At 56.0% G+C, this 23,790-nt stretch carries 16 protein-coding genes; 1 reads left to right on the plus strand and 15 read right to left on the minus strand.

Going from position 1 to position 23,790, the window contains the following annotated elements; translation table 11 throughout:
• Nucleotides 1-168 precede the first annotated feature (168 nt).
• The 5 genes from B5F91_RS00880 to B5F91_RS15500 are packed head-to-tail and all read right to left on the minus strand — an operon-like array spanning nt 169 to nt 6,281.
• Nucleotides 169-1,455: a sigma-54 dependent transcriptional regulator gene (locus tag B5F91_RS00880; RefSeq protein WP_087427222.1), complete on the minus strand. Its 1,287-nt coding sequence runs from the start codon at nt 1,453-1,455 to the stop codon at nt 169-171.
• The gene (locus B5F91_RS00885) at nt 1,443-3,752 is read right to left on the minus strand and encodes a hybrid sensor histidine kinase/response regulator (RefSeq protein WP_087427223.1); all 2,310 of its coding nucleotides are present in this window, start codon (nt 3,750-3,752) and stop codon (nt 1,443-1,445) included. Before B5F91_RS00885 ends, B5F91_RS00880 begins: the two co-directional genes overlap by 13 nt.
• Before the next feature lie 36 nt (nt 3,753-3,788).
• Nucleotides 3,789-4,325: an HU family DNA-binding protein gene (locus B5F91_RS00890; protein WP_343210791.1), complete on the minus strand. Its 537-nt coding sequence runs from the start codon at nt 4,323-4,325 to the stop codon at nt 3,789-3,791.
• Nucleotides 4,326-4,328: 3 nt separating this feature from the next.
• Nucleotides 4,329-5,939, minus strand: coding sequence for a fimbrillin family protein (locus tag B5F91_RS00895; RefSeq protein WP_087427224.1), 1,611 nt, complete (start codon nt 5,937-5,939; stop codon nt 4,329-4,331).
• A gap of 45 nt (nt 5,940-5,984) precedes the next feature.
• Nucleotides 5,985-6,281 (minus strand): PAAR domain-containing protein, encoded by a 297-nt coding sequence (locus B5F91_RS15500; protein WP_087427281.1) that lies wholly within the window; start codon nt 6,279-6,281, stop codon nt 5,985-5,987.
• Between B5F91_RS15500 and B5F91_RS15265 the strand changes: the two genes are divergently transcribed.
• Entirely contained in the window at nt 6,270-6,452 is a 183-nt protein-coding gene (locus tag B5F91_RS15265) for a hypothetical protein (RefSeq protein WP_162611688.1), read from the plus strand. The genes B5F91_RS15500 and B5F91_RS15265 overlap by 12 nt on opposite strands.
• A gap of 312 nt (nt 6,453-6,764) precedes the next feature.
• Here the strand turns inward: B5F91_RS15265 and B5F91_RS00905 are convergent, their stop codons facing one another.
• The 10 genes from B5F91_RS00905 to B5F91_RS00955 all read right to left on the minus strand — a co-directional run bounded on the left by B5F91_RS00905 (nt 6,765) and on the right by B5F91_RS00955 (nt 23,790).
• Nucleotides 6,765-7,292: a Pvc16 family protein gene (locus B5F91_RS00905; protein ID WP_087427225.1), complete on the minus strand. Its 528-nt coding sequence runs from the start codon at nt 7,290-7,292 to the stop codon at nt 6,765-6,767.
• 9 nt (nt 7,293-7,301) lie between these two features.
• Nucleotides 7,302-8,252 (minus strand): fimbrillin family protein, encoded by a 951-nt coding sequence (locus B5F91_RS00910; RefSeq protein WP_087427226.1) that lies wholly within the window; start codon nt 8,250-8,252, stop codon nt 7,302-7,304.
• 12 nt (nt 8,253-8,264) lie between these two features.
• The gene (locus tag B5F91_RS00915; RefSeq protein ID WP_087427227.1) at nt 8,265-9,857 is read right to left on the minus strand and encodes a fimbrillin family protein; all 1,593 of its coding nucleotides are present in this window, start codon (nt 9,855-9,857) and stop codon (nt 8,265-8,267) included.
• 27 nt (nt 9,858-9,884) lie between these two features.
• Nucleotides 9,885-10,799, minus strand: coding sequence for a fimbrillin family protein (locus B5F91_RS00920; RefSeq protein ID WP_087427228.1), 915 nt, complete (start codon nt 10,797-10,799; stop codon nt 9,885-9,887).
• 62 nt (nt 10,800-10,861) lie between these two features.
• Nucleotides 10,862-11,740, minus strand: a complete 879-nt coding sequence (locus tag B5F91_RS00925) for a FimB/Mfa2 family fimbrial subunit (protein ID WP_087427229.1) — start codon at nt 11,738-11,740, stop codon at nt 10,862-10,864.
• Between the two features lie 20 nt (nt 11,741-11,760).
• Nucleotides 11,761-12,846 carry a DUF3575 domain-containing protein gene (locus B5F91_RS00930; protein WP_087427230.1) on the minus strand — a complete coding sequence of 362 codons (1,086 nt, stop codon included), beginning with the start codon at nt 12,844-12,846 and terminating at the stop codon, nt 11,761-11,763.
• Between the two features lie 561 nt (nt 12,847-13,407).
• Complete coding sequence (locus B5F91_RS00940; protein WP_087427232.1) at nt 13,408-19,353, minus strand: N-6 DNA methylase; 5,946 nt, start codon at nt 19,351-19,353, stop codon at nt 13,408-13,410.
• Nucleotides 19,340-19,792 (minus strand): DUF1896 family protein, encoded by a 453-nt coding sequence (locus tag B5F91_RS00945; protein WP_087427233.1) that lies wholly within the window; start codon nt 19,790-19,792, stop codon nt 19,340-19,342. Before B5F91_RS00945 ends, B5F91_RS00940 begins: the two co-directional genes overlap by 14 nt.
• Nucleotides 19,793-19,956: 164 nt before the next feature.
• On the minus strand, nt 19,957-22,059 hold the full coding sequence (locus B5F91_RS00950) for a type IA DNA topoisomerase (RefSeq protein ID WP_087427234.1): 2,103 nt from the start codon (nt 22,057-22,059) through the stop codon (nt 19,957-19,959).
• A gap of 150 nt (nt 22,060-22,209) precedes the next feature.
• Entirely contained in the window at nt 22,210-23,790 is a 1,581-nt protein-coding gene (locus B5F91_RS00955) for a DUF4099 domain-containing protein (protein ID WP_087427235.1), read from the minus strand.

Here is a 23,790-nt window from a genome sequence, read left to right on the forward strand (position 1 = left end):
ACGGATTTTTTTTACTTTCCGCACCCGACTTTTCTCAAATGTTGCTACAAAGGTAATGCAAGTTGAGGGCAGAACAAAACAAATCAATTGTTTTTTATGCCGAAACGCCGCTTACCTTATCGAAAGGTAGCCTTTTTCCTGTAATTCCTTTCATCTTTTTACTGTTTTCTATTCTATCCCGTATGCTTTCATCTTGTTGTACAGCGTGGTGCGCCCGATGCCGAGCAATGCTGCCGCCAACTTGCGGTTGCCCTTTGCCTGTTCCAGCGCATGGATGATTTGTTTCTTCTCCATGTCGTCCAAAGCCAGCGAAGCGTCATCCGCTATCGGTATTTCATCGAACTCCAACGTGTCTGCCATGACCGTATCGCCTTCGGTATGCAGCACCGCCATGCGCACGACCCGTTTCAGTTCCCTCACGTTGCCGCCCCATGCATAGGCGAGCAGTTGTTTTCTTGCTTCCGCATCAAAGCCTTTCACCTGCCGGTCAAGTTCCTCGTTGGAGAGTTTCAGGAAGAAATCTGCCAATGGCATGATGTCCTCACGGCACTCACGCAGCGGCGGTATGTTCAATGTGTATTCCTTTATCCGATGGAACAAATCCTGACGGAAACGCTTTTCGGCGATGGCGGCTTGCAAGTCCTCGTTGGTGGCGGCGATGATGCGCACGTCAGCCTGCTTGTCCTTGCTGCCTCCCGTGGGTCTGTACCGTTTGGCTTCCAATGCGCGGAGCAGCATCTGCTGCACTTCCGGCGGAAGGTTGCCTATCTCGTCGAGGAACAATGTGCCTCCTGCGGCTTCTTCCCAGAACCCCTGTTTCTTGCTTTCGGCTCCTGTGAACGCTCCTTTCTCATGCCCGAACAGGGTGGAGGAGGCAAGTTCCTTTGAAAGCAGACCGCAGTCCACAGCCACAAAGGGTTTGCCCGCACGTTTGCTCATCGTATGTATTTTCTCGGCGATGTGTTCCTTTCCCGTTCCGCTTTCGCCCAATATCAATACGCTCATGTTGGTCGGGGCGACCAGCCTTATCTTGCGGTCTATTTCCCGGAAAGCCGCGCTCTGCCGCTCATGGATGGGCGTATCGTGCCGCTCCAGCCTTTTCCGCAAGGTTTTCAGGAGCGGGAAGAGGTTGGCTTCAATCAGCTTTTTCGGGATGTAGTCTTCCGCGCCCTGCTTCATCGACCGGACGGCGGTGGGCACCTCGTCATAGTCGGTCATGACGATGTAGGGATTGTTCCTGCCCTGTTTCCGCAGTTCTTCCAGCAGACTGATACCGTCACCGTCATTCAAGCGCAGGTCAGCCAGAATGATGTCATCTTCCCTCATCTTGGCAAACAGCTTCCGTGCGCCGTTGCAGGTGGAGGTGCTGACGCTTGGGTATCCCTTGCTTTCCAGCAGGCGGCATACAAAGTCGGAATAGATGATGTTGTCCTCCACTACGATTATTCTGCCCATCGTTCCGCCTCCTTTCTTGCCGAATCAACAATCAGTCCGCCCTGTGCCAATACCGCATTTACAGCGGACTGTATATCTTCTTCTGATATGTTCTCCTTGTGGATTGCCTCGTACAGTGCCGCCAACGGTTGCTCCGCCTTTATCAGCATCCACGAGCTTCTCAGGTGATGCACCCAGTAATCCAATGCTTCCATGTCCCCCGCTTCCGCCGCCTTGCTCACTTCGTCCATGTCGGATTGTGTTGTGGCCGCCAGCTTTTCCAACGTGCGCCGCTTGTCGCCGAAGGCGAGCAGGGATGACAGGTCTATGCTGTTTGCTTTGTTCCGTTTGATGCAGCTTTCCGTCACCGCCAGCAGTTCGTCTATGGAATAGGGCTTGTACAGCACGGCGGCAAAGCCTTTGCCCGTCAGTTCTTCTTTCTCCACATAGCCTGCGGCGGTGGCTGCCACGACGGGAATGGTCCGCGAATTGCCTATTTCCGATGTGCGCAGCAGTTCCAGCACCTCGTAGCCGTTCACCTCCGGCATTTTCAGGTCGGTTATCAGCAGGTCATAATCTTTTGCGCGCATCAGGTCTGTCAGTTCTCCTGCTGTCTGGCAAGCGTCACAATCCACACCGTTTTGCCTGTACATCTCTTTCATCATGTCCAGCAGCATCCCGTTGTTGTCTATCGCCAGCACGGAGCAGCCTGACAGCGTGGAATGCCCGGCGTTCGTCTTTTCGGCAGCCGCCATTTCTTCCGCCTTTGTCAACGGCAGGCTGACGGTGAAGCGGCTTCCCTTGCCCGGCTCGCTTTCCACCGTGATGTTCCCTTTCAACAGCTTTACCGTGTCGGCTACGATGGCAAGCCCCAGCCCGAAGCCGTCCTCCGTCACGGCGTTGCCCAACCGCTCAAACGGGATGAATATCCTCGCCTGTTGTTCTCCGGTCATGCCCGTGCCGGTGTCTTCCACCGTCAAGGTAAATATGCCGTTCTTGTAGCCGGTGCTTAATGTGACTGTACCGCTTCGGGTGAACTTGATGGCGTTGGAGAGCAGGTTGCCGCCAATGCTTATAATCCGGTTCCTGTCGCCGCTTACAATCTCGTCCGTTTCACTTTCTGTCTTGAAGTTGAGTCCTTTATTCTTCGCCAATGTTGCAAACTCCGTTTCCAATGTTTCGACGATGGAGCGCAGTTTGAAAGGCTTGACGCTTGGCGTTTCCTTGCCGCTGTCCAGCCGGAAATACACCAAAAGGTTGTTTATCATTCCCGCCATACGCCCGACGGCATCCCCGATGGTCTGTGCGTGGCGCATACGGTTGTCTGCCTCCGTGTCGTTCAGCAGCAGTTCGGCGTTGCCGCCGATGACGGTCAGGGGAGTGCGCAGTTCGTGGGTGACGTTCTGGATGAGATTGCGTCGCAGCTTGATTAGCTTCTCGTTCGTATCATTGCTCTTTTGCAGTTCAGTGATAAGGCTTTCCCGTTTCTTCCTTTCGTTGCCGCTGCGCTTCATTTCACGATGGATGGCGAGGTAAGAAAGGAACAGCAGGATGATGGCAGCAGAGATGGTCGCCGTGAACAGCCTGACGGACAATGCCTGTGCCTCGGCTATCTTCCGCTCCTTCTGCACGAAAGCCTCCTGCGCCTGCCCGTCAAGTTCGGTTATCAGCCGGTTCAGCTCGGCGTTCAGCCTCCTGCCCAGCGTGCGCAGGCTGTCGGTGTATGCCTCCATTTCCGCCGTCCGTTCCTGCTGCATGGCTATCAGGCTGTCGCTGAACTGGTGCAGTTCCTTGGCGGACGGCAGTATCTGCACGGTCTTCTTGCCGCCGAAAGCCCCGGCGATGCCTTTCTTTTTCTGCGTCACGGTGCGTACACGGGTGGCACGTTTCGCCACTTCGGGCAGATGGTTCACCAAAAGGCTGTCTGCCTTGTCCTGACAGGCGAAAGTTTCCATAAGGTGCAGCAGGTGGGCTTCTTTTTCCACCAAGAAGGCGCGGAGCGTGTCTATCTGCGCCGGATGCACGAAATCCTTGCAGCGGGGCTTCATGGCTTGCAGCAGGCTGTCCGTCCGCAGCCGCCGGGTGCGGTAGTGCCGGTAGTCCGCCTCTTCCCAGCCGATGACGCCTTCGCCCAATGTGGCGAGGGTGATGATGTTGCGTTGGGCGACGGTGATGTCACGCCTTATCTCCTGTATTTCGCCTGCTTCGGTTTCTATCTCGTGCATCCGTCCACGCTCATGCACCAAAATGGCGGCCATGCTACAAATGACCGCCACCAAGACCAGATACCCGGCAAGGATTTTTGTCTGTAATCTCATCCTCTGTCTGAACTCATTGCTCCTTTCGCTGAAAAATTACCCCAACGGATTTTCCGTCTCGCTTTCGTCCGGATTGGTGGTAGTGCCACCACCCGTAGAAGACTTCACACTGCCCTTGTCTATACTCAATTCCACCGCATTGGCGGCATCGCGCATCTTCTGCTTGGGCGTGAAGACGATTTTCGGGGTCTTCAGCGCGTTCGCTACGGTTACCTCGTCGGGCGTGTCCATCATCTTGGAGGGGACGACGAGACGGAACGAGCCGAGTTCTGCCAAGTCCACGCTCATGCCCAGCTGCAGGGCATCGCATACTACGTTGGAGAGGCTGACGAGGGCGTTTTTTACGTCACCTTCCGACAGCGAGGTTTCGCGCACGATGCGCTCCACAACCATGTCGTTGGTCAGCTTTTGTTGTGACTTGGGATAGGCGTAATACACCGTCTGTCCCTTACGGTTACCAATGGTAAGCACTTTGTTCTTAATTTCATGTTCCAGCATAGTCGTTACTGTTTTGAGGTTATACATTATGTTGGTTTGCCTGCCCTGACAAGGGTATCTGATACTCTTTATCAAGGGTCACTGTGACTGTTCTGTCCCGTTGCCGCTGGCATCATACGTCACCGTCTTATCCAACGTATCGCTGCTTCCTGTATAGCAATAGACATTACTGCTTCGGCAATAACCTTCTTGACCGAATTGAAAATCTCCACGACTATTGTTTCTATCTCCCGATTGTCCTATGTAATCTGCGTAATTGCCACGATGTGCATAGATGTCAGATGTCTCAATTTGTATGGTTGGGACAGAACCAGGATTCATACTATCGTCCAAACCAGCCCCAATAGCCGGACTTCCTTGATTAGGTCCATTTGAACCATAAGCATATACAATGGCATTGGTAATAGAAATCTTTCCGCAAGCGGCATTTCCAGAACCGCCTATTCCCGGGTTATAACCCTGCATTCCAAGTGAATAAGACGAGGATGCTATTACGGTTACATTCTGTATGATAATGTTGCCACATGCAGAATGTTGTCCTGAGGCTAAATATCCTCCTATTCCAGCTCCTCCTTTTCCGGTCAGCGTAATCGAATTGGCCGTTTTGTCATCGGAAGTAATGGTTACGCTGTAGCCTTCTGCCACATAGATGCCCGCGCCATCGCTGGAAGACACTTCGTTATCATTTCCTTTTACATGGATAGTGGGGTCGCCGCCCGTGATGTCGATGGCATTGCCGCCCAACACACTTATCTGCGCATCTTCCAGGTAGATGTTGGGCTTGCCGCCCGTCACCCGTATGGCATGGTTGCCCGTGCCGCTGAAGTAGTAGGTGCCGTCGTCGTTGATGATGCAGTCTTCATTCGAGAGGTCGATGGTCTGCATGCCTTCGCTGTTTGCCGTAATCGTGATGGTGTGGACATTGCCGGCTTCGAGGGTTGTCAGGGTGCTGACAGGAACTACGGTCGTTTCGTTTAGGCGGACGAAGGGCTGGGTAGTTTGGTCGCCTATTTCGCCGGGCACGAGGTTGGCCTCCCAGCATGATTCACCGTTATATATGCATGACTTCGTGGTTATCCAGCCTTGCGAATCAGCATCGGTAGCTAATGTACCCTGCGTGTTGGTGCATGAAGTGAAGCCATAAACCTCCACATTGGTGACTTGCGATGCTCGTTCACCCTTCAACTTCACCCGCACCTTGGCCAACGAATGGGTGAAGCCGAGGCTGACGGGCGATTGGTGGTTGCCCGTGCCGGTGCCGCGTAGCACGTAGGTCAGGCCATCCATATGTTGAGACCCAAGGCTCACACGGCTTGCCTCGGCGGGATACCAAGCAGTGACTTCGGCAGGCTGCGTGCTCTTCCAATAGACGGGCTTATCGGGGGTGATGGTGACATTTCCCGCATCGTCCACCTTTATTCGATAGATGCCCGTTTCCTCACTGCCGGCTATGCGCACGCCTATCCGGTCCTCGTCCTGGAATACGCTGCCGCTGCCGTCGGGCTTCTCGGTCACGCGCGTCCACGGCTCCTCGCTCGCCTCTGCGGTGATGCTTACACTGCCTATCTGCAAAGGATATTCGCCGTCGGGCAAAGCCGTGCCCTGCTCGGCCAGTTCGTCCTGCGTGCAGGCGGTGAACAGTAGAAGTACTGCACCGAAAATCATCTTTGATACTGTCGTCTTGTTCATATCATCGTTCTTTATTATTATCGTTTATATTCCGTTTTCTTACATTCATCCTCCTATAATCACCGTAGGGCAGCCGAGTACTATCGAGCCGCCGTGTGCGGTGGTGTCACCCATGCGGGCGGCGGGCTTGCCGCCTATCATCACCGTGGCAGAGCCTTTGACGATGCTGTCGGGCGGTCCGACGCATACGCACATGTCTCCCACAACCGCCGCAGGCAGTTTGCCTATCAGCACATTCGGCACACCGGGGCCCACGATCGGCCCTCCCACATGGGGGATGGGCGGCAGTCCGGGCGTCTCCAGCAGGTATTCCCACCTGTGTTCCGGAGCGTGGAACACGATTGTACAGCTCTCGGGAGTACCGTCCTGCGCCGCACGGAACAGTCCATCCGTCAGGCGGATGCGTACCGTGCAGAAACCCTCGCCGATTCCCCGTTTCTGGGCAGTCTCCCGGATAGACTGTGCGGCTTCTACCGTTCCGGATACCGCAGGGAGTTCCAGACCGTAGGCTGAAGTCGGACGAAAACCGTCCCACCGTGTGTAGAGCACGAAAGCAGGATCGGTGATGTCCATTTCCAGCAGCAATGTGTCAGAAGAGGTATCTACCCCCGCTCCGTCGCTGTCGTACAACACGGTCCACGCATTGGGTCCACTTTGCCGGAACAACAGCCCGCGCCGTCTCCATAAGTCCGCACCCCGTGGAGAAATCCGGCACCGGAGGGCACGGCATGTCCCGTTGTCGAAATATCCGTGTTCTACGGTCAGGCTGTATAGTGTCCGGTAGTTGCTCATTGTCTGTTGTCCTCCTGTTCCTTACTATTACTGTTATACGCTCACTTCGTTTCCCTGCGCCGCCGTGCTGCCCGATACGAGCGTGCCCGAGTCGATGACCAGCCCGCGTACCTTGCAGATGACCGAAGGATGATACTGCCCGCCCATCGTCGTCCAGATGTTGTGCAGGTCCATCGTGGACATCGGAACCAACTCCACCGTGTAGCGGTGTCCTTCCGTTTCGAACCTCGGCATGGACTGGATGAACTCCAGCGTATCCGACAGCACCGAGAGGGAGTCGGCATACCGCTTGCTTTCATACACCGCCGCAAGCATGATGTGCATGTTCAGCAGCAACGGGGCCAGTGTCCCGGCGTAGTTTCCCGATGTGGACCGCATGTACACGCTGTCGCCCGTGGCCTCCTTTTCAAGGTTCACCAGGGAGACAACCAGTTTGTTCGGGGTCTCCTCCGCAGCAGTACCTATCAGTCCCACCATGGCCAATCCTTCAGGTTGTCTGTGGGTGCGGCCGAGGTATTCGTCCAGCCGTCCGGCGTAATATGTCAGTATCTTGCGTATCATTTTCTTTAATTAGATGGGCAGTTCTACTGCGCCTTCGCCGTCCGCGCCGTTGTCCCATGTCATGCTACCGGTATCGACCGATACCTGAAGGCCGTAGAGGGTGATGGTAACATTGTAGGTGTACTTATAGCCGGCTTTCCATTCGGTGTCTTTCTGTAGCATGTAGTAGAACGGGCCGTAGCCGGTGCCGTCCTTCTCGGCGGTGAAGGCCAGCAACCGTGTGCCCGCCGTCACATTCTGCGGAATGACGAGGGCCTCGTAGGTGGCGAAGCAGCCTGTCGCCGGAGTACTGGCAAGATGGGGACTGATGCTGCCTTTAGTGGTGCCGGGTGTCCATGTGCCGAGCCAACGCCCGTCAGCGTCCACGGCTTTCGGGAGGGTGAACGCGCCGTCCAGCGCAAGGATGTCACCCTCGCCGATAGTCAGGCTGATGTCGCCCGGCGTGGCTACGATGCTTTCGGGCAGACCGTCACTCTTGATGTTCACCACCACCTTGGCGGTCTGGTGGTAGAAGGTGAGGGCGGGCGTTTGGGCGAAGCTCACGGTCTTGGATTCACTGCAAAGCAGGTCTCCCGACTGATAGTCCGCATCGCGGCTCTGGTCTTCCTCCACACTCCAAGTCCAATCGTTATTTTCCACCATGATATTCGGGTAAAGACCCTGCACGGTGATGGGACTTGGTTTTGTCCAATAGTATTCGCCGGACAGGTTGCCTTTATCATCCACCGTGTAGTCATACCACTCCGTGCCGTCCCCGTCGGTTACCTGCAGGGCTATCGTCTCATTGCCGTTCCACCGGTTGTCCACGGTGGCGCGAGTGTCGGCGCTGCCCTCTATGGCGGCGGTCAGCGTCAGCGGCTGCGTGCCGTCGGGCAACGTTCTCGCATCGTCCTGCGTGCAGGCTGCGGCCGCAAGAAGCAGGGCAAGTGCCGGGAATGTATATAAGGTATATCGTTTCATATCGTCCTGTTTTTACTTCTTCTTCAATACAGGCAGACCATCGGTGCCGGATGTCCATTGGTAGGCGTTGTCGGTGAGGGCAGCGTTCATGCCACCAACAGCGGTCTGCCAAGTAACGGTCGAGTTGTCCACCTTCGTGGTTTCTGCCGTTTCTCCTTGATTACTATATACCCCTTGTCCGGCATTGCCGCCATAGAAGCAGGCGGTGATGGTGCCATAGTTGTAAGCAGCGATGCCGCCCTCAACATAATTCGTTGTTAAATTTCCATCGAACCAACAGCCAATAATACTACCGTTGTTGATAGACGCAATGCCACCGATATCGCTGGTTCTTGCAGCAATATCTCCCGTTACGGAGCAGGCAGTAATGGTGCCGTAGTTGACATTTACTATGCCGCTGGCTACCCCTTGCTGCACATTGTAGTTCACCTCTACTTGCAGGTTCTTCACCGTTCCGTTACTCCCGATACCATCGAACAATACAGCATTCCCACCGTCTGTTGAGTTTGTGGTGATGCTCAGTCCCGTGATGCTGTGTCCCTGTCCGTCGAAGGTGCCTTGATAACCGGTATTAGAACTGAAACCACTGCCTATCGGTGTCCATGTTGTGCCCGTGAGGTTGATGTCGGCGGTCAGGGTACAGTTTAGCGAGAGGTCGCTTTGCACGGCCTTATTCCATGCCAGCAGGCCGTTAGCGTTATAGACTGTGTAGCTGCCGTCGTCCTGTATGAAATAACCCAAATCCTCTGCCGTGCCGCTCTCGCCGCCGCCGTCAGTCCAGCCGCCGATGGTGCAGCCTGCCAGTTCCAGCCCTTTGGCGGTGACATTGACGGTGTAGGTGTAGCGGCTACCTGCCTCTAATACCACATCGTTCTTCGGACGGAAATAGTAAGTACCTCTGCCTAAATCCACCTGTATGAACGGGGTATTCGCCATCACGGTCTGCGGTGCGGCAAGTGCCTCATAGGTGTCGGTGCCCGGCGCGTAGGTGGTGATGGTGGCCGGATTGCCATCGTCCGTGGAGAGACCGGTCACATAGACTTCCGCTCCTGTCAGGTCGTTGATACCGGCTCCCTCTCTAAGTATAACAGTCACTCGCGCAGTGCGGTGGCTGAAGGTCAAAGTCGGGTCGTCGAACCTCACCGTCTGTTTCTCGGCTGAAATGTAGTCACTGCTTTGGAAGTCGGCTTGCGTGCTTTGGTCGGCCTTCACCACCACGGCGGGCATCTGCGAGATGTTGGTCGGGTCGTATGGCCACCAGGCGCTGACGGTGATATCGTTGCGGCTCGTCCACCAGAACGGGGAGAGGTTGTTGCTCAGGGTGGCGGTCTTTTTCTCGGCGTCAGTGGTTGTCACGTTGTACTCCTTCGTCTCGTCGCCCAGACTGAGGGCTACGGACGCGACCCCGTCCCAGTCGCCGTCCACGGTGGCGCGGGTGGAAGCAGGAGTTGCCTCTACAGAGAGTCCGGTGGCGTTGATAATCAACGGGTATTCACCCTCAGGCAGACGGGTGCCGTCCGCCAGTTCGTCCTGCGTGCAGGCGGTCGCCGCAAGAAGCAGCACCGCCGCACCGGAGAGTATATGTGATAGATGTCTGAAACTCATGATTCCTCAGGTTTTGTATGTTCTTGTTTATAGGTCTGCATTCACATTGCCGCCGCTTACCGGATTCCAGTCGCTGATGACAGCCGAACCGACGCTCAGGTCCTTGTTGCGGACGGTGACGGTCCATGTGTAGTTATTGCCGGCTTTCAATGCGCCGTCTGGTACGGTGAGCGTGGCGTTGTAGTCATTGTCGTTGAAATTCACAGTCAGGTCAATGCTTGTTATGGTCTGCGGAAAGAGGATGACCGACGAGGTGAGTGCGCCGCCCAGTCCCATGGTGAGATCGGCTGCCTGCGCGTTCTCATCCGCCTTGGCTACGCCGGTTTCGGTGTCGAAGCTGCCCGTCAGCGTCAGTCCGGAGAGCTTGTAGCTTACAGGCTTGACAGCGGTGAAACTTATTCCGCTGCCTGCCTCGAAGGTAAGGGTGATCTGGCTCATGCAGTGGTGGAAGGAACAGTCCCTTCCGTTGTCCTCGGTGTTGTCAGTGAAATTTATCGTAGGATGGTGCGTGTCGGCATCGGCTCCGGTGGCATAGAGGAAGTCGATGAGGGACCGGTTTTCAGCCGTCTGATTCTCACTTCCCGTGCTGACTCCGGTCAATACTCCCGCAGATTCGCCGGGTGTGCCCGTGAACGGATAGTAGGCGCGGAAGGTCACGCTCTCGGGAGTCTGGAAGTAGATGTTTTCCCCTGTAGCGGTAAAGCTGCTGCCGTTCCGTTCGTAGCATATGTTGTTGTAATAAGTACCCGTGCCTGCTATGGTGGAGACACCTATCTGGTCCTTGTCCTCCCAAGCGGTACCACTGGCGCGGGTGGTTACAGTGTTGGAGATTTCGGCGTTGATGCGTGCCGCCACGGGGCTGTTGTCCATTACTTCGTTGTCGTTGGTGCAGGCTGCCAGGCTGAGGGCAAGCGCTGCGAGTGCAAAAAACTTGGTATTCATCGTATCTTAAATTTATTATTTTTCTTTTCCGTATATCTTTTCAGTTATCTGTCCGGTACGTCTTACATCTCGGCATCCACTCCGCCGCCGTCAATCTTCTCCCAGTCGGTGATGCCGGCTTCCACTCCGGCTTCCGCCGGGGTCTCTGCCATGGTGCCGCCGAGGGTGAGCGGCTCTGTCTTGTCGGCGTTGAAGTCCGCAAGGGCTGCCGTGAGGTCGCTCTCAAGTTCCGTAGGCTGCGGGTTGCCGTTTGAGTATGTCAGCGTGGCGGTCAGTGTCTGCCGCTCGCCGGTGATGCCTAAAAGCCGCACGGTGGCGGTCCATTTGCCGGCATCGTCACCTTCGGTTATCCTGGTGAAATGCAGGGCTACATCGGATGCCGCTCCGTAGGTTCCGGTAGCGAAGTCCATCGTGCCTGCCGCTCCCGACAATGCGCCTTCGATGCTCTCTATCCTGTCCGCCGCATCGCCCGTAGGCTCGATGACGAGGGTCAGCTGGCGTACCTGCTGGTGCATCGCAGCGGTCAGGCCATAGTCGGTGTCGGCCTCGATGGTAACATCCTGTACGGAGGTGAAGAGCCAGCCTGGGACGTTGCTGATGTATGTTCCATTGCCTGTTTCCGGGGCTACCGTAGCGGTTGTGCCGCTGACGGTGATGTTTTCAGGAGTATTGTAGGCCGCAAGGGTGTAGCTGCCGGGATTGAAGAGGTAATCCGGCGTATGGGTCGTTCCGGTCTCCGTGCCGGTATAGTCGCCCATCGTCACCGTCCACTCCGCAGGGATGTCCACACCGTCGCCCCGGTCGGTCCAGTCGGCGGTGACGGTAATCTTGCCGGTGTCCGGATGGGGCGTATTGTGAAGCTCGTCCTTCACGCAGGAGGTAGCGGCCAGCAGCAGGGCTGCCGTTAAAAGTGATGTCTTGTATATGCTGTTTGTCTTCATCGTCTCGTCCTCCTCTTTTCTTAAAATAACTTCCAAACCAATGTCACTCCGGCGTTGACCGGGCCAATCCAGTGCTTCGTCTCGTTGCCGCTGCGCACCCGCACTCCGTCTATCACATCGTATCTCTCCGTATCGGCATTCAGGTAGCCCAGGCCGAGGGAGAAGTCCATCGAGAGGGCTTCGGTCAGGCGCAACTGGTAGCCGCCGGTGATGCCGCCGCCGAGCAGGTCGCCCTGACGGCCGGTGCCGGAGAACTTGTAGTTGAACTGTCCGGCCTTGAACATCGCGCCCACATACCAGGCTTTCTTCTCGCCCAGATACCAGCGCACCTCCGGCATTACTTCCCAGAGGGCATAGCGGCGGTCCTTGTCGTTCCACGACCACGAGGTCCACGAGCCGTTCACGAGGATTCCCCATGACGGACTGATGCGCCACTCCAGGCCCAGGTCGGGCGTGAGCGTAGCCCAGCGCAGCAGGTTGGCACGCAGGGAGAGCGTGTAGCTGTCTGTGCCGGAGGTTTCTTCCGCAGCCGTCCCGGTGGTTTCCGCCGGAACATAGGCTTCGGGATGTACCACGACCATGCTGTCCGCCCTTATCTGTTCGGCGACAAAGCGTGATTCTTCCGTTTCGCGCTGCTCTTGCTGTGTATCGGCGCTTTCCTGTCCGGCCTGCTGCCTTTCGTCCTTCTGTGCCGCAGTCGCCACTTTCGGCACGCTGATGCGTACCGTCACGTAGTCACCGCTCCCGGAGTGGTTCTTCGTGACGAAGCACGCTTCGGTCAGTCCCTGCCGGATGATGAGTTCCGACTTCACGCGGTTGGAGCGGACTTTCGCCATCGCAAGGTTGTCGGCCTCACTCTCTCCGGCGATGCACCAGCCGTCCACATGGAGGGGGATTTTCCCGGCAAGGATGTCCTGCCTGTATCGCTCCACGCATTCCTCCAGCCGAGCCAGTTCCTTGTCATTGCCGCTGAAAGGCACATAGAACATGTCTTTATCGGTGACGAAGCGGAATATATAGACCGTATCGGGCTTCTCCTGCGCCGCAAGGGGCAGAAGTACAAACAGGAGCAGCAAGCCTGTTATCGTTTTCTTTATTATATTCATTGTATTATCCACGTTTTTGATGGGTTACTGATTTGTATGTGGTATTGTCGGGACATAGAAACAGCACAAGCGGCATACGAGCACAAAAAATGCTTCGTATGCCGCCTGGCACAACGATGTAACGCTTCTGCGTAACTTATTGATACATAACGAATTTCGTGGGGGGATAATAATCCCTTGCGAATATACAAATTTCTTGTATTAAAAATGATTAAATCCATTAAAGAAAGACATGAAAAGAGCCATATAAAAAAGTTTCCTGACCCGGACGGGCAGGAAAGCCTATTCCATGTATGTAGTTCTTCTCTCATTGTCAATCTTTTCGTTCTGTTTCAACTTTATTTGATTGGTGCTATTACCCATATTCGCCCCAAAAGTACAAAAAAATTCTGATACTGAAGAAAATATGAAAAGAATTTAATCGAAAATTCTTCAAAAGTGGCTGGGATGTGGAAAAGCCCTCGGGAAAGGCATTTTACAGCTGTCTAATCCCGGCTTTTATCCCTTGTGTCTCCATAGATAAAAGGCGGCACCGGAACAAATGCCCGTTACCGCCCTGTGTTACATTTTCATACCGTGTCCCTCCCTGCGTTCAGGAATGCCCGGCCTGCCTATTATAATATGGTCACGGATGTAGTCACGGGCTGCATCGTCCGGCTTCGGTACGTTCTCCGCTTTCGGTAAATCCTGACCGCCACCTTGTTCCTGCCCTTGACTTGGCGTTTCCTCATGTTTGGGAGCCAGTTCCAGCTGTATCTTGCGGTCGAGAGCGGCAAGTTCGGACTTCAACTGTTTCAGTTCGTCCTCCTTCTTCCATGTCTTGCCCGCTATCTCCTGCAACTGCGGTATCTCGCGCTCCAGCGTTTCGTTTTTCGCCTTGTACTGCTCGATGACAGAGGGTATCTTCTCCAGCGCGTTCAGGAAGTTCACGGCGGCGGCATGGGTGTCTGCCATCGCCAGATGCCCGTTGTTGTAGGTGTACTTGTAGTTCCCTTCCACGAAAAAGCGGTTGTCGGTGAACTCCAGCCCCTCGCTGAGTGTCCGCTCGCTCACCACCTTGACGGGGAAGCCGTACAGCTCGCCGATGCGTTTGGGCTGACCGCCCGTCGTGGCGTTCTTGGCTATCTCCTGCAACCGCTTGCCGATGGTCTTCTCGTCGGTGGTGTCCAGCCCGTCAATCTTGATAGGATTGAGCCGGTTGCCCTCCTTGTCAGTCTGTACGGCGGCGGTGAACTTCTCCCAGTCCTCCGTCATGCCGGTAATGACCGCTTGGTTGTTCCTAAGCGCCGAGGTCTTGCTCTCCAATTTCAACTCCGAATCCCGCTTGCCCTTGTTGAACGACTTGCGTTCGCCCTCCAGCGAGGCGATTTTCTTTTCGAGTTTCGCCTTGTCCAGCAAGTCCGTGTTGCCGGAGAGTATCGCCATGTACTCCGAGAAGTTCATGCCCGACTTCTCGTCCATCGCCCCCTCGTCGATGGTTCGTGCGCCCAACGCGCCGCTTTTCAGCTGCGAGATGAACGTCTGCTTGCAATGCAGCAGGTTGAACTTATAGCTGTCCAGCGACTTCTCCACCGCATAGATAATCACATCCACCTTGTTGTCCGCGTACAGCTTGGCAATCTCGTTGCCTTTCCTGACCGCCCGGCCGTCACGCTGTTGCAGGTCGGATGGGCGCCAGGGACAATCTAAATGATGGATAGCGACCGCCCGGCGTTGGGCGTTCACGCCCGTGCCGAGCATACTGGTAGAGCCGAACAACACCCGCACATAACCGTTGTTCATCGCCTCAATGACCGCCTTGCGTGCCTTTTCGTTCTTGCACTCCTGAATGAAGCGGATTTCGCTTGCCGGTATGCCGTAGTCCTCTACTAATTTGCGCTTGATTTCGGTATAGACGCTCCAGCCGCCACCGGGCTGGTACGTGCCCAAATCCGAAAATACGAACTGTGTCCCTTTGTGCGCGTCATACCTGCGGTAATACTCCGCTATCATTTTGGCGCAATGGCTCGCCTTGTTGTCGGGGTGGTCCTCGTAATCCGGGTCAATCATGCGCATGTCCAGTGCCATCTTCCTCGCATAGTCCGTAGCAATGAGCATTTTCGCCTTTTCCTCCGTTTCCGACAGCGGCAGCCTGCCCAGAATGGTCGCGTCGCCCGACTTGGCGAACTGCATCAGCTTTTCGATAAAGACCTCCTGGTCGGGCGTGGGCGGTATGTGGTGCAGTATCTCGTTCTTCTTCGGACGGTCCACGCCAATGTCCTCCGCCGTGCGGTAGTCGGTTATCTCGTTGTAGAACGCCGCCAGCTCCGGCACCTTGATGAAGTATCGGAAGCGTTCTTTCTGCACGATGCTGTTCGTCACGTTGAACTCGAAGTCCGTCGTCTTCTTGGCGAATATCGCCGCCCATGCGTCGAAGCAGCGGATGTCCTGTTTCTCCAGTGCCTTCGGGCGCAGGTACTTGAACAGCAAATATAATTCCGTGAGGCTGTTGGAAATGGTCGTGCCGGAGAGGAACGTCGCCCCCAAATCCCTGCCCGTCCGCTCCTGTATGGTACGGATAGCGAACAGCAGGTTCAGTGCCTTCTGGCTTCCTTCGGGATTGCCCAGACCCGCCACACGGTCGTGACGGGTGGTGAACGGGGCATTCTTGAACTGGTGTGACTCATCTATAAACAGGTGGTCGATGCCCATCTGCTTGAAGTCCGCCACGTCGTCCGTCCTTGTCTTTATGGCGTATTCCACCTTTTCGAGTTTGGCTTGCAGGTTGAACTTGCGTTTCTCCAATCCCCGCAGCATGGCGCGTGACACGTCCTTGCCCCGGGAGCGCAGCACTTCGAGATTTTCCTCCACCGTGTCCAGTTCTTCCTGCAGGATGCGCTGCTGCAACTCCGGCGACTGAGGTATCTTCCCGAACTGGTCGTGCGACATGATGACGCAATCCCAGTCGTTGTTGCGGATGTCGTTGAAAAAGCGCACGCGGTTGGCGGCTGCAAAGTCCTTCTCCGAGGCGTAGAGGATGCGGGCGTTGGGATAAGCCTTGCGGTAGGTCTCGGCAATCTCGCGCACGTTGGCTTTCAGCCCGATAATCATCGGCTTGTGTACCAGTCCCAGACGCTTCATTTCATGTGCCGCAACGCACATGGTCAGTGTCTTGCCGGTGCCCACCTCGTTATCAACGATGCCTCCTCCGTTCTGTTTCAGCATCCATACGCAATCTTTCTGGCTCGTATATAAATCCTTTATTCCCAAGCCTTTCAGGTCCAGTTCCGGGAATTTCTGGTGCGAGCCGTCGTACTTCGGACGCACGAAGCAGTTGAACTTATTGTTATACATGTCCGTCAGCCGCTTCTTGAACTCCGGCGACTGTTCCTCCAGCCATTCCGTGAAGCCGTTTCGTATCTCGTCAATCTTCGCGTTGGCAAGCTGTATGCCCTCGCTGTCACGCACCTTGATGTCGTTGCCGTTCTCGTCCTTGCCGATGCTTTTCATCATGTCGGGGCAGGTATTGTGCAGGGCGTGTTTCAGCAGGTTCATGCCGTCGTAGTTTCGGTAATAGCCTTTCACCAGGAACTCGTCCGTGATTTTCATCGTCTTGTAGGCGCATTTCACCGAATACTCGTCGAGGCTTTCCGAGTAGGTTATCCGCACCTCCGTATCGAACAGGCGGCTCATGTAGGCGGCATACACGCCCGTGGGTATCCAACGCTCCCCGAAGTTGAAGTCCAGGTCCTCGAAGGGAATTTGTTCGGGCACGGCATTTTTCAGGGCTTCAAGCGACTCCTGTGCCTGCGGCATCATCCCGTGGCCCTCATGTCCCTTTATCCATTCCTCCACATCGGCCACCTTTTGTACCACGTTCCCGGCGATGAAGCGGTCTGCAATCTCGTAGCCGTCCGCCAACGGGTTGTAGAACACCCTTCCTTTCAGGGCTTCGAGCATCTCCGCCTGCGGCAGGTCGCAGAGAGATTCCATGTAGGGCAGGTTCACGCCGCCGTACAGGTTGAGCGAGGCGGACAGGGCTTCTTCGGGCGACTCCACCTCGACAAGCGTTTCCTGCGAAAAGGAAACGGGACGGTCGAAGATGTCCGCCTTGACGAACTGCCCGTTCTCGCCGCGTTCCAGCGAGAGCATGTTGCGCCCTGAAGCGTCCATCAGGATGAGCTTCGCGTTGTGCTTGGCATTCAGGTTGCCGTAGCGCATGACGAACTCGTCGTAGTAGGTGTTCAGGTTGCGGCGCAGCAGGGCGTTCTCCTCGTGGTTCTCCGCTTCGTAAGCGTAAAGCCGCTCGTAGGTGTTGCGCAAGTCGATATAGAGTTGCGCCTTCTGCGCCTGCATCCCCTCCATGTCGAGCGGCTGGAAGGTCGCCCCGTACTTGGTGACATCCTTCAGCACCCCGATTTGGAAGCGGACGCCGCCGGTATGTTCCCATACCAGCGAGCCTTCTTTTAGGTGCGCTTCCATGATGCCCTTGAACGGACGGGGCATCATCGCTTCCTCCTCCCTGCGCTGCCGCTCTTCCGGTGTCAGGGCTGCTTCCTCCTCGCGCATCTCCCTTTCCACACGCTCAATCCGTCTTCTTCCCTCTGCCTCAAAGCCGTTCTCTACCGGATAGACCGGGCGCACGGACGAGGATTGTTCCGTTTCCCTCGCCTGCACCTTTTCTTTTTTCGTCTCCGACAGCCCTGCCGTTTGCTTGGCGGCATTGGCATCCATTTTTTCTTTTCCCATCCGGCGCAGTTCGGCACGCCTTTCGGGTGTGAGTGACATCATCATCTCATAGAATCCGTTGATGGGAGGGTTGGTTTCCCAGTCCAGACTGCGGTAAACGGCATCCTCCGGGTCATCGTCTTCGGCTGGGGCAGTAGCGCCTTCGGGCTTTCCGTGCATGGGTATTGGCTCTTCGTGCCGGCTTTCCGGTATTCCGTTCGCCCCTTGACGGATGATTTCCTCCATCTCCCGTACCTCTTCGGGGCTGATGGCAGGAGCCGTTTCCGCGCTTCTGCCTCTTGCCGCTTCATTTTCTTTTTCCGCCGTTACCCGCTGCCCGTCAGCAGGCATCGGGAACAATGACGGTTGCACCGGCTTCCGGCGTTTGGACTTGGCTCCTTTCTTCCTCTCCGGTTTCAGTCCCCGTTCCGCCAATCTGCGCTCCTCCTGTGTGTAGCCGAACAGGTCATACAAGTCCATTACAGGAGCTTCGTGCTGTTTCGTTTCCACGACCTGCGGTGCGGATTTTACCGCTTCTGCATTTGGCTGTACCGTTTTTTCTTCTATTTCCACCTTCGGCTGTTGTACTTCCTGAACTTGCGGCTGGACGGAAATCGTCTGTGTTTCACGCTTTTCAGCCTTGACGCCATTGTAGCGTTCCAAGTCCAGCCGTGCCGACAGGTCCGCCGACAATATCCGGTACAAGTCCGTGGCGATGCCCTCCACGCCGCCGCTGTGCGTATATACCATAGCCGGCTTGCCGTATGGGTCGGTATCCCTTTTCGCGTCGGTGTGGATGATGTATTCCGGGTGGTCAAAAAAATACCCGTTGGTGGAAATTCCCGTATGGTTGTTCTTTACGACATCGCCCAACCTCTTGTCCTCTTCGGAAAGTTCCTCCTTGCCCTCGTTCTTTTGCAGGATAATCAGGTCGCACCCCACCTCCGTGTTGGCATCTTCCGTGAACAGGTTGTTCGGCAGGCGGATGGCGGACACCAGATCCGCCTTTCTCATCATCATGTAGCGTGTGCCACCGTTGCCCTCCGTATCCAGCACGCCCTGCGAGGTGATGAATGCCACGATACCACCGTCACGCACCGTGTCCAGCCCTTTCAGTAAGAAATAGGTATGCACCTTCCTTGCCGCTATCTTTTTGAATACCGAGCCATTGGTGTATTCCGGGTCGAACACCGCTATATCCCCGAAAGGGATGTTGGAGATGGCAAGGTCAAACCGGTTCAGAAACGGCTTTTCTATCTTCTCGAAGCCTTCCGTGCGTATCTTCTGCTGCGGGTACAGGTGTCCGAGCATCTTGCCCGTCAGCAGGTCTTTCTCGAAAGCCATGACCTCCGCCTGCGGATTGTCCGACAGTACCGGGGCGATGAACGCGCCCATGCCCGCCGACGGCTCCAGCACGAGCTTCGGTCGCACCTTCTTGTCGTGGAGCACGTCCACGATGGTGTCCGTGATGGCTTGCGGCGTGTAGAACGCCGTCAGCACCGAGGCCTTCAGCGAGTCCATATAGCGTTTGTACTCCGTTTCGTCCCTGCTGTTCTCCCTGATGATACGGTGCAGTTCCACCGTCGGGGCGAACAGTTCGAGGTCGGACTTCACCCAATGCACGGCATCCGCCAGTTCCCTTGCCGGGTTCAGGATGCACTTCAGCCCTCCGAAGCCGCAGTACCGCTCCAGCAGCGCACGTTCCCTTTCCGTCGGGGTGCGCCGTTCCCGGTCAAGCGTGAACGCCGTGCGTACCGCCTCGATGTTGTCCCTCAGCTTCTGTTTCCTATTGAACGCCATAGGACTCCAGATAAAGCATGACGGTCCCTACCAGCTCCGTGTAGAGCAGGTCATGCGCGGGTGACAGGGCGAAGGTGTCATCCGACGTGTCGTAACCGGCAAACAGGTTGTTCAGGTGGGGGTAGAGCCTGCTGCAGAACGGTTCACGCTCCTGTTCCGCCACCTCGTCGGCGAACTCCCGCTCCACGACTTCCGTCAGCAGGGCGTAGGGCGAGAAGTGCAGTCCTTCGAGCAGCACACGCATGGCTTCCTCGTGGGCGTCCTCCACCGTGCCGCCTGCCAGCCTTTCCTTCTCGAAAGTGGCGGTGGCGGCTTCCTCTCGTCCGGCAATGAAACCGGTATCCGATGCTTTGTCTGGATGGTATTTTCTCAGGTAGTCCAGCAGGTACAGCCCGTAATAGGACAGTTCCGCCGGAACGGTTTTCTTGTTCTGTTTCATCTTTACAATGGATTTAGTGGTGAAAAAAATCGGATATTGATATGGATAAAGGGGAAGAAAAAGGCACCCGGTATCCCTCCGAGTGCCGCCACTAAATCCATGTAAAGAAACAGTATCAACGAATTGAAACAGATTATTACATGAATCAGTGGCAAAATTAATCATTATTTTCTTCTTCCTTTCATGTTTGTACTCTTTCTTGTGCCTTTGGCTTCGGGAAAGATGAATTTCGTGTTGAAATCCGCATCGAAGGCGACCGCCGCGCTGAACGGCTTGCCCTGTTTGCTCTTGAAGCCGCTGAGGATGTCCGTCTTTCCGTTTGCCAGCAGGCCGGTCATTTCCGTGTCGGTGAGCGTCCTGCCCGCTATCTGGCGGAACACCGGCAGGGCGCAGTCCGGGTTGTCGCAGCGCACCACCTTGCCGTAGAACTGCATCGTGCCCGTGCCGCACTTGGGGCAGGCGCAGCCCGATGCCTTGTGACCAAAGATTTTGTCGCAGGCGAGCAGTTCGGTGGTTATCTTGCGGGTGTAGCCCTCGATGTCGCGCAGGAAAGCCTCGTGCGGCGTCCTGCCTTTTTCTATCTCCGCCAGTTCCGACTCCCAACGCCCGGTCATTTCCACATCGGCGATGTCCATCTCCTTCACGATGGAATACAGGGCAAGCCCTTTCTCCGTCGGCACGAGCGACTTCTTCACGCGCACCATGTATTCGCGCCGGAGCAGGGTCTCGATGATGGCGGCACGGGTGGCGGGCGTGCCGATGCCGCAGTCCTTCAACGCCTGCCGAGCCTCCTCGTCCTCCACGCCCTCGCGTCCGGCGGTCTCCATTGCCGCCAGCAGGGTGCTTTCCGTGTGCAGCGGCTTCGGACGGGTCATGCCCGAACTCATCGTGCAGCCGTTCATCGACAGCGTGTCGCCCTCCTTCCAGTCGGGCAGTACGGTGTCCTCCCTGTCCTCGCCATAGACCGAACGCCAGCCCGCCTTGCGGACGATACACCCTTTGGTTTCAAACGCCACGCCTTCGCACTCCGCACGGACGGTGGTCGTGTCCTTGACGCACTCCGGGGAAAATGCCTCAATCATGCGCCCCACAATCATGTCGTAGATGAGCTGCTCGTTCTTGTAGAGCGCCAGCGGACGGTTCGGGGTCACCAACAGCGCATGGTGGTCGGTCACTTTCGATGCGTCCACGCTGCGGCGGTTCAGTTCGCCCATGCTTTCGATTTTATCTGCAAACGATGAATGAGAGGAAAGCCTGTCGAACAGCAGGGGTACTTCGGCAAACACGTCCTCCGGGATGTAGCGGCTCGACGTTCTCGGATAGGTGACGAGCTTCGCCTCATAGAGCTTCTGCACGAGGTCGAGCGTCTGCTCTGCCGTGAAGCCGTGCTTCGTGTTCGCTTCCTTCTGGAGCGTGGTCAGGTCGTACAGCAGCGGAGGGTTCTCCACCTTTTCCTTCTTTTCGGTTTTCACGATGGTGGCGCACATTTGTGTCTTTACGTTATTATATAATGCGGCGGCTTCCTCCTTGTCTTTCCATTTCTCCACCGAGGCGAACTTTACAATCTCATTCACGCTCACCGACGGGGTGGAGAAATGCAGCTGGTGTACCGGTTCGGGCGTGAAACGCTTGTTTTCCCAGAAACGCTTGCAGACCATCGCCAGCGTGGGTGTCTGCACGCGCCCTACGGAATACGTGCCCCGTCCGGCGGCGACGGTCAATGCCTGCGTGCCGTTGATGCCCACCAGCCAGTCGGCTTCGCTCCGGGCTTTGGCGGCTTGGTAGAGGTTGTCGTACTCGTGGCCGTCCTTCAGTTCTTTCAACCCCTTGCGGATGGCGGTGTCGGTCAGCGAGCTTATCCACAGTCTTTGAAAGGGCAAGGTACAGCCGGTATAGGCATAGAGGTAGCGGAATATCAATTCTCCTTCACGGGCGCAGTCGGTTGCCACGATAATACTGTCGCTCTCGTTCCACAGCTTGGTTATCACCTTAATCTGCTTCACCGCCGCAGCGTCCGCCTTGTAGCCCTTGTCCGTCTTCACCTGACGGGGGATTAACTCGAACCTTTCGGGAATGACGGGCAGGCTGTCGCGCCGGAAGCCCCTGATGCCGTACCCGTCGGGCATGGCAAGCTGTACCAGATGCCCCAATGCCCATGTCACGTGGTAGCCGTTTCCGGTGAAATACCCTTCTTCCTTTTTCATCGCGCCGACAATCCGTGCTATCTCACGGGCGACGCTCGGTTTTTCTGCCAATATGGTAATCATGTCTTTTTCTGTCTAATCTGTTGATACTCTTGTTTCTTTGGGTGGGAATGAAACGGGGCACGGCCTTGTCCGTGGGATATGCGGTACAGGGCGGTGTTTGCTCCCCGTTTCAATCCGTTGATTATTGTCGGATGGATTTAGTGGCGGCAATCAGGACACCTTCACACCTTTGGATTTTCTTGTCTGCCGTTTCTGCTGGGTTTCGTCCTTCGGTGCGGTCTGACCCTGCTGCAACGGCTCCTTCACGTGCTTGGTGGCCTCGTTGGTCTTGCCCTCGTTGTTCACGGCAAGCTGCGTCCTGCTCTCGTTGGACGGGGCGACGGTCTGCGCAAGGTCCGGATTCTGCGAGTAGGTCAGCGGACGGCCTTTCTCATGGCTGAACTTCAGGTACTTCGTGCAGGGCTGCCCTTGGTCGTCCTTTGCGTTGGCGAGTACCACCGTCCTGCCCGCCACGTAGTCGGCGATTTGCTGTTCGTTGAACAGGTCGTCTTTCCATTTGCTTATCGGGCGGATGCTGCCGTCCTCGTTCGTCCACGAGCGGTTGCGCCGTTGCCTTTCGCCGTTTTCCTGCGTCTGCCCCTGTGCATCGGGATTGTCCTGCTGCTTGCTTTGACGCTGCGACTGCTGCTGACGTCGTTGCCCCGGCACGAACTCCACATCGCGTTTTTCGGCGCTCACCTGAAGTAATGCCTGAAATTTGCGCCCGTTGGATAATGTCACTTCTTTGGGCAGGGCAAGCCCGGCACGCAGGATGTCCATTTCTTCCTTTGTCAAGCCGGTCTGTCCGATTTGATAGGGGATGCGCACCTTGTCGGCAGGCACGTCCACGATTTCATTCGTCAGGCGGTCGATGCTGATATACGACTGGCGCATTTCCCCGGTTCTCGTATCCGCCACATCCACCACCTTGCCTAAATTGCCCGTGCGCTTCAGGTTCTTCTTGTCCTCGTCCGTGAAGGTGTAGCCGTTGTGGGGGATGTCAAGACGCGGTTCGTGGCGCACGAAGTGGGGAGTGAGTTTCAGTTTGCCGTCCTCCGCTTTCTGGAACGAAAGGCGGGCCTGCAACTCATAGCTCTCGTAGCCGAAGGTCGGCTTCACCGTCACCAGCCCCGTCTTGCCGTAATTCATCAGGGCTTTCATGTCTTTTTCCGAAAGGCTTTCCCTGTCGATGCCGCACTTGCGCAATTCCGCCCAGTCCACTTGGTCATCCGCTATCAGGTTCGGCTTCTCCTGTTTCTGCGGTTGCTGCTCATCTTGCGCTTCAGCCGTTTGAGGCTGTTGCACTTCCTGTTTCTGTTCTTCTTTTTTCTGTTCCATTTCTTCTTTCTTTTTAAGGGGTTCATTGTCGCTTTCTTGTTTTACATTCTCCGTTTCCGCCTGCTTCCGGTATTCCGAAGTGTCCACCTTGTGCGCCGCAAGCATTTCCGCGTTTGCCGCAGGGGCTTTCAGCAAATCCTTGATGACCGGCAGTACCGCATCCGCCATGTCCGCCGCCACCCGGTAGAAGCCGAAGCGTGTCGGCTCTTTGCACTGGCGGTAGAAGTTCCTGAAGAAGTTGTCCACCATGTCCCCGTGGCGGTCGAAGCGCAGGAAGTCCTGCGAGTGTTCCGCCTTTGCCGGAGCCGTCTTCGGATAGCCCTTGCTGTCCAGCCCGGCTACTACGCTGATTTCGCCCGTCTTCTCGTCGCGGACGACCAGCACGTCTTTCTCGTTTTTCTTTTTCTGTTCCAT

This window comes from Bacteroides sp. An322 (assembly GCF_002161765.1).
Classification (GTDB): domain Bacteria; phylum Bacteroidota; class Bacteroidia; order Bacteroidales; family Bacteroidaceae; genus Phocaeicola; species Phocaeicola merdavium.

Coding starts and splice junctions, on each gene's coding strand:
- B5F91_RS00915 (WP_087427227.1), bottom strand. CDS start 9,857: ATGAGTTTCAGACATCTATCACATATACTCTCCGGTGCGGCGGTGCTG.
- B5F91_RS00885 (WP_087427223.1), bottom strand. CDS start 3,752: ATGAGATTACAGACAAAAATCCTTGCCGGGTATCTGGTCTTGGTGGCG.
- B5F91_RS00955 (WP_087427235.1), bottom strand. CDS start 23,790: ATGGAACAGAAAAAGAAAAACGAGAAAGACGTGCTGGTCGTCCGCGAC.
- B5F91_RS00920 (WP_087427228.1), bottom strand. CDS start 10,799: ATGAATACCAAGTTTTTTGCACTCGCAGCGCTTGCCCTCAGCCTGGCA.
- B5F91_RS00910 (WP_087427226.1), bottom strand. CDS start 8,252: ATGAAACGATATACCTTATATACATTCCCGGCACTTGCCCTGCTTCTT.
- B5F91_RS00905 (WP_087427225.1), bottom strand. CDS start 7,292: ATGATACGCAAGATACTGACATATTACGCCGGACGGCTGGACGAATAC.
- B5F91_RS00895 (WP_087427224.1), bottom strand. CDS start 5,939: ATGAACAAGACGACAGTATCAAAGATGATTTTCGGTGCAGTACTTCTA.
- B5F91_RS00925 (WP_087427229.1), bottom strand. CDS start 11,740: ATGAAGACAAACAGCATATACAAGACATCACTTTTAACGGCAGCCCTG.
- B5F91_RS00880 (WP_087427222.1), bottom strand. CDS start 1,455: ATGGGCAGAATAATCGTAGTGGAGGACAACATCATCTATTCCGACTTT.
- B5F91_RS00930 (WP_087427230.1), bottom strand. CDS start 12,846: ATGAATATAATAAAGAAAACGATAACAGGCTTGCTGCTCCTGTTTGTA.
- B5F91_RS00940 (WP_087427232.1), bottom strand. CDS start 19,353: ATGGCGTTCAATAGGAAACAGAAGCTGAGGGACAACATCGAGGCGGTA.
- B5F91_RS00945 (WP_087427233.1), bottom strand. CDS start 19,792: ATGAAACAGAACAAGAAAACCGTTCCGGCGGAACTGTCCTATTACGGG.
- B5F91_RS00950 (WP_087427234.1), bottom strand. CDS start 22,059: ATGATTACCATATTGGCAGAAAAACCGAGCGTCGCCCGTGAGATAGCA.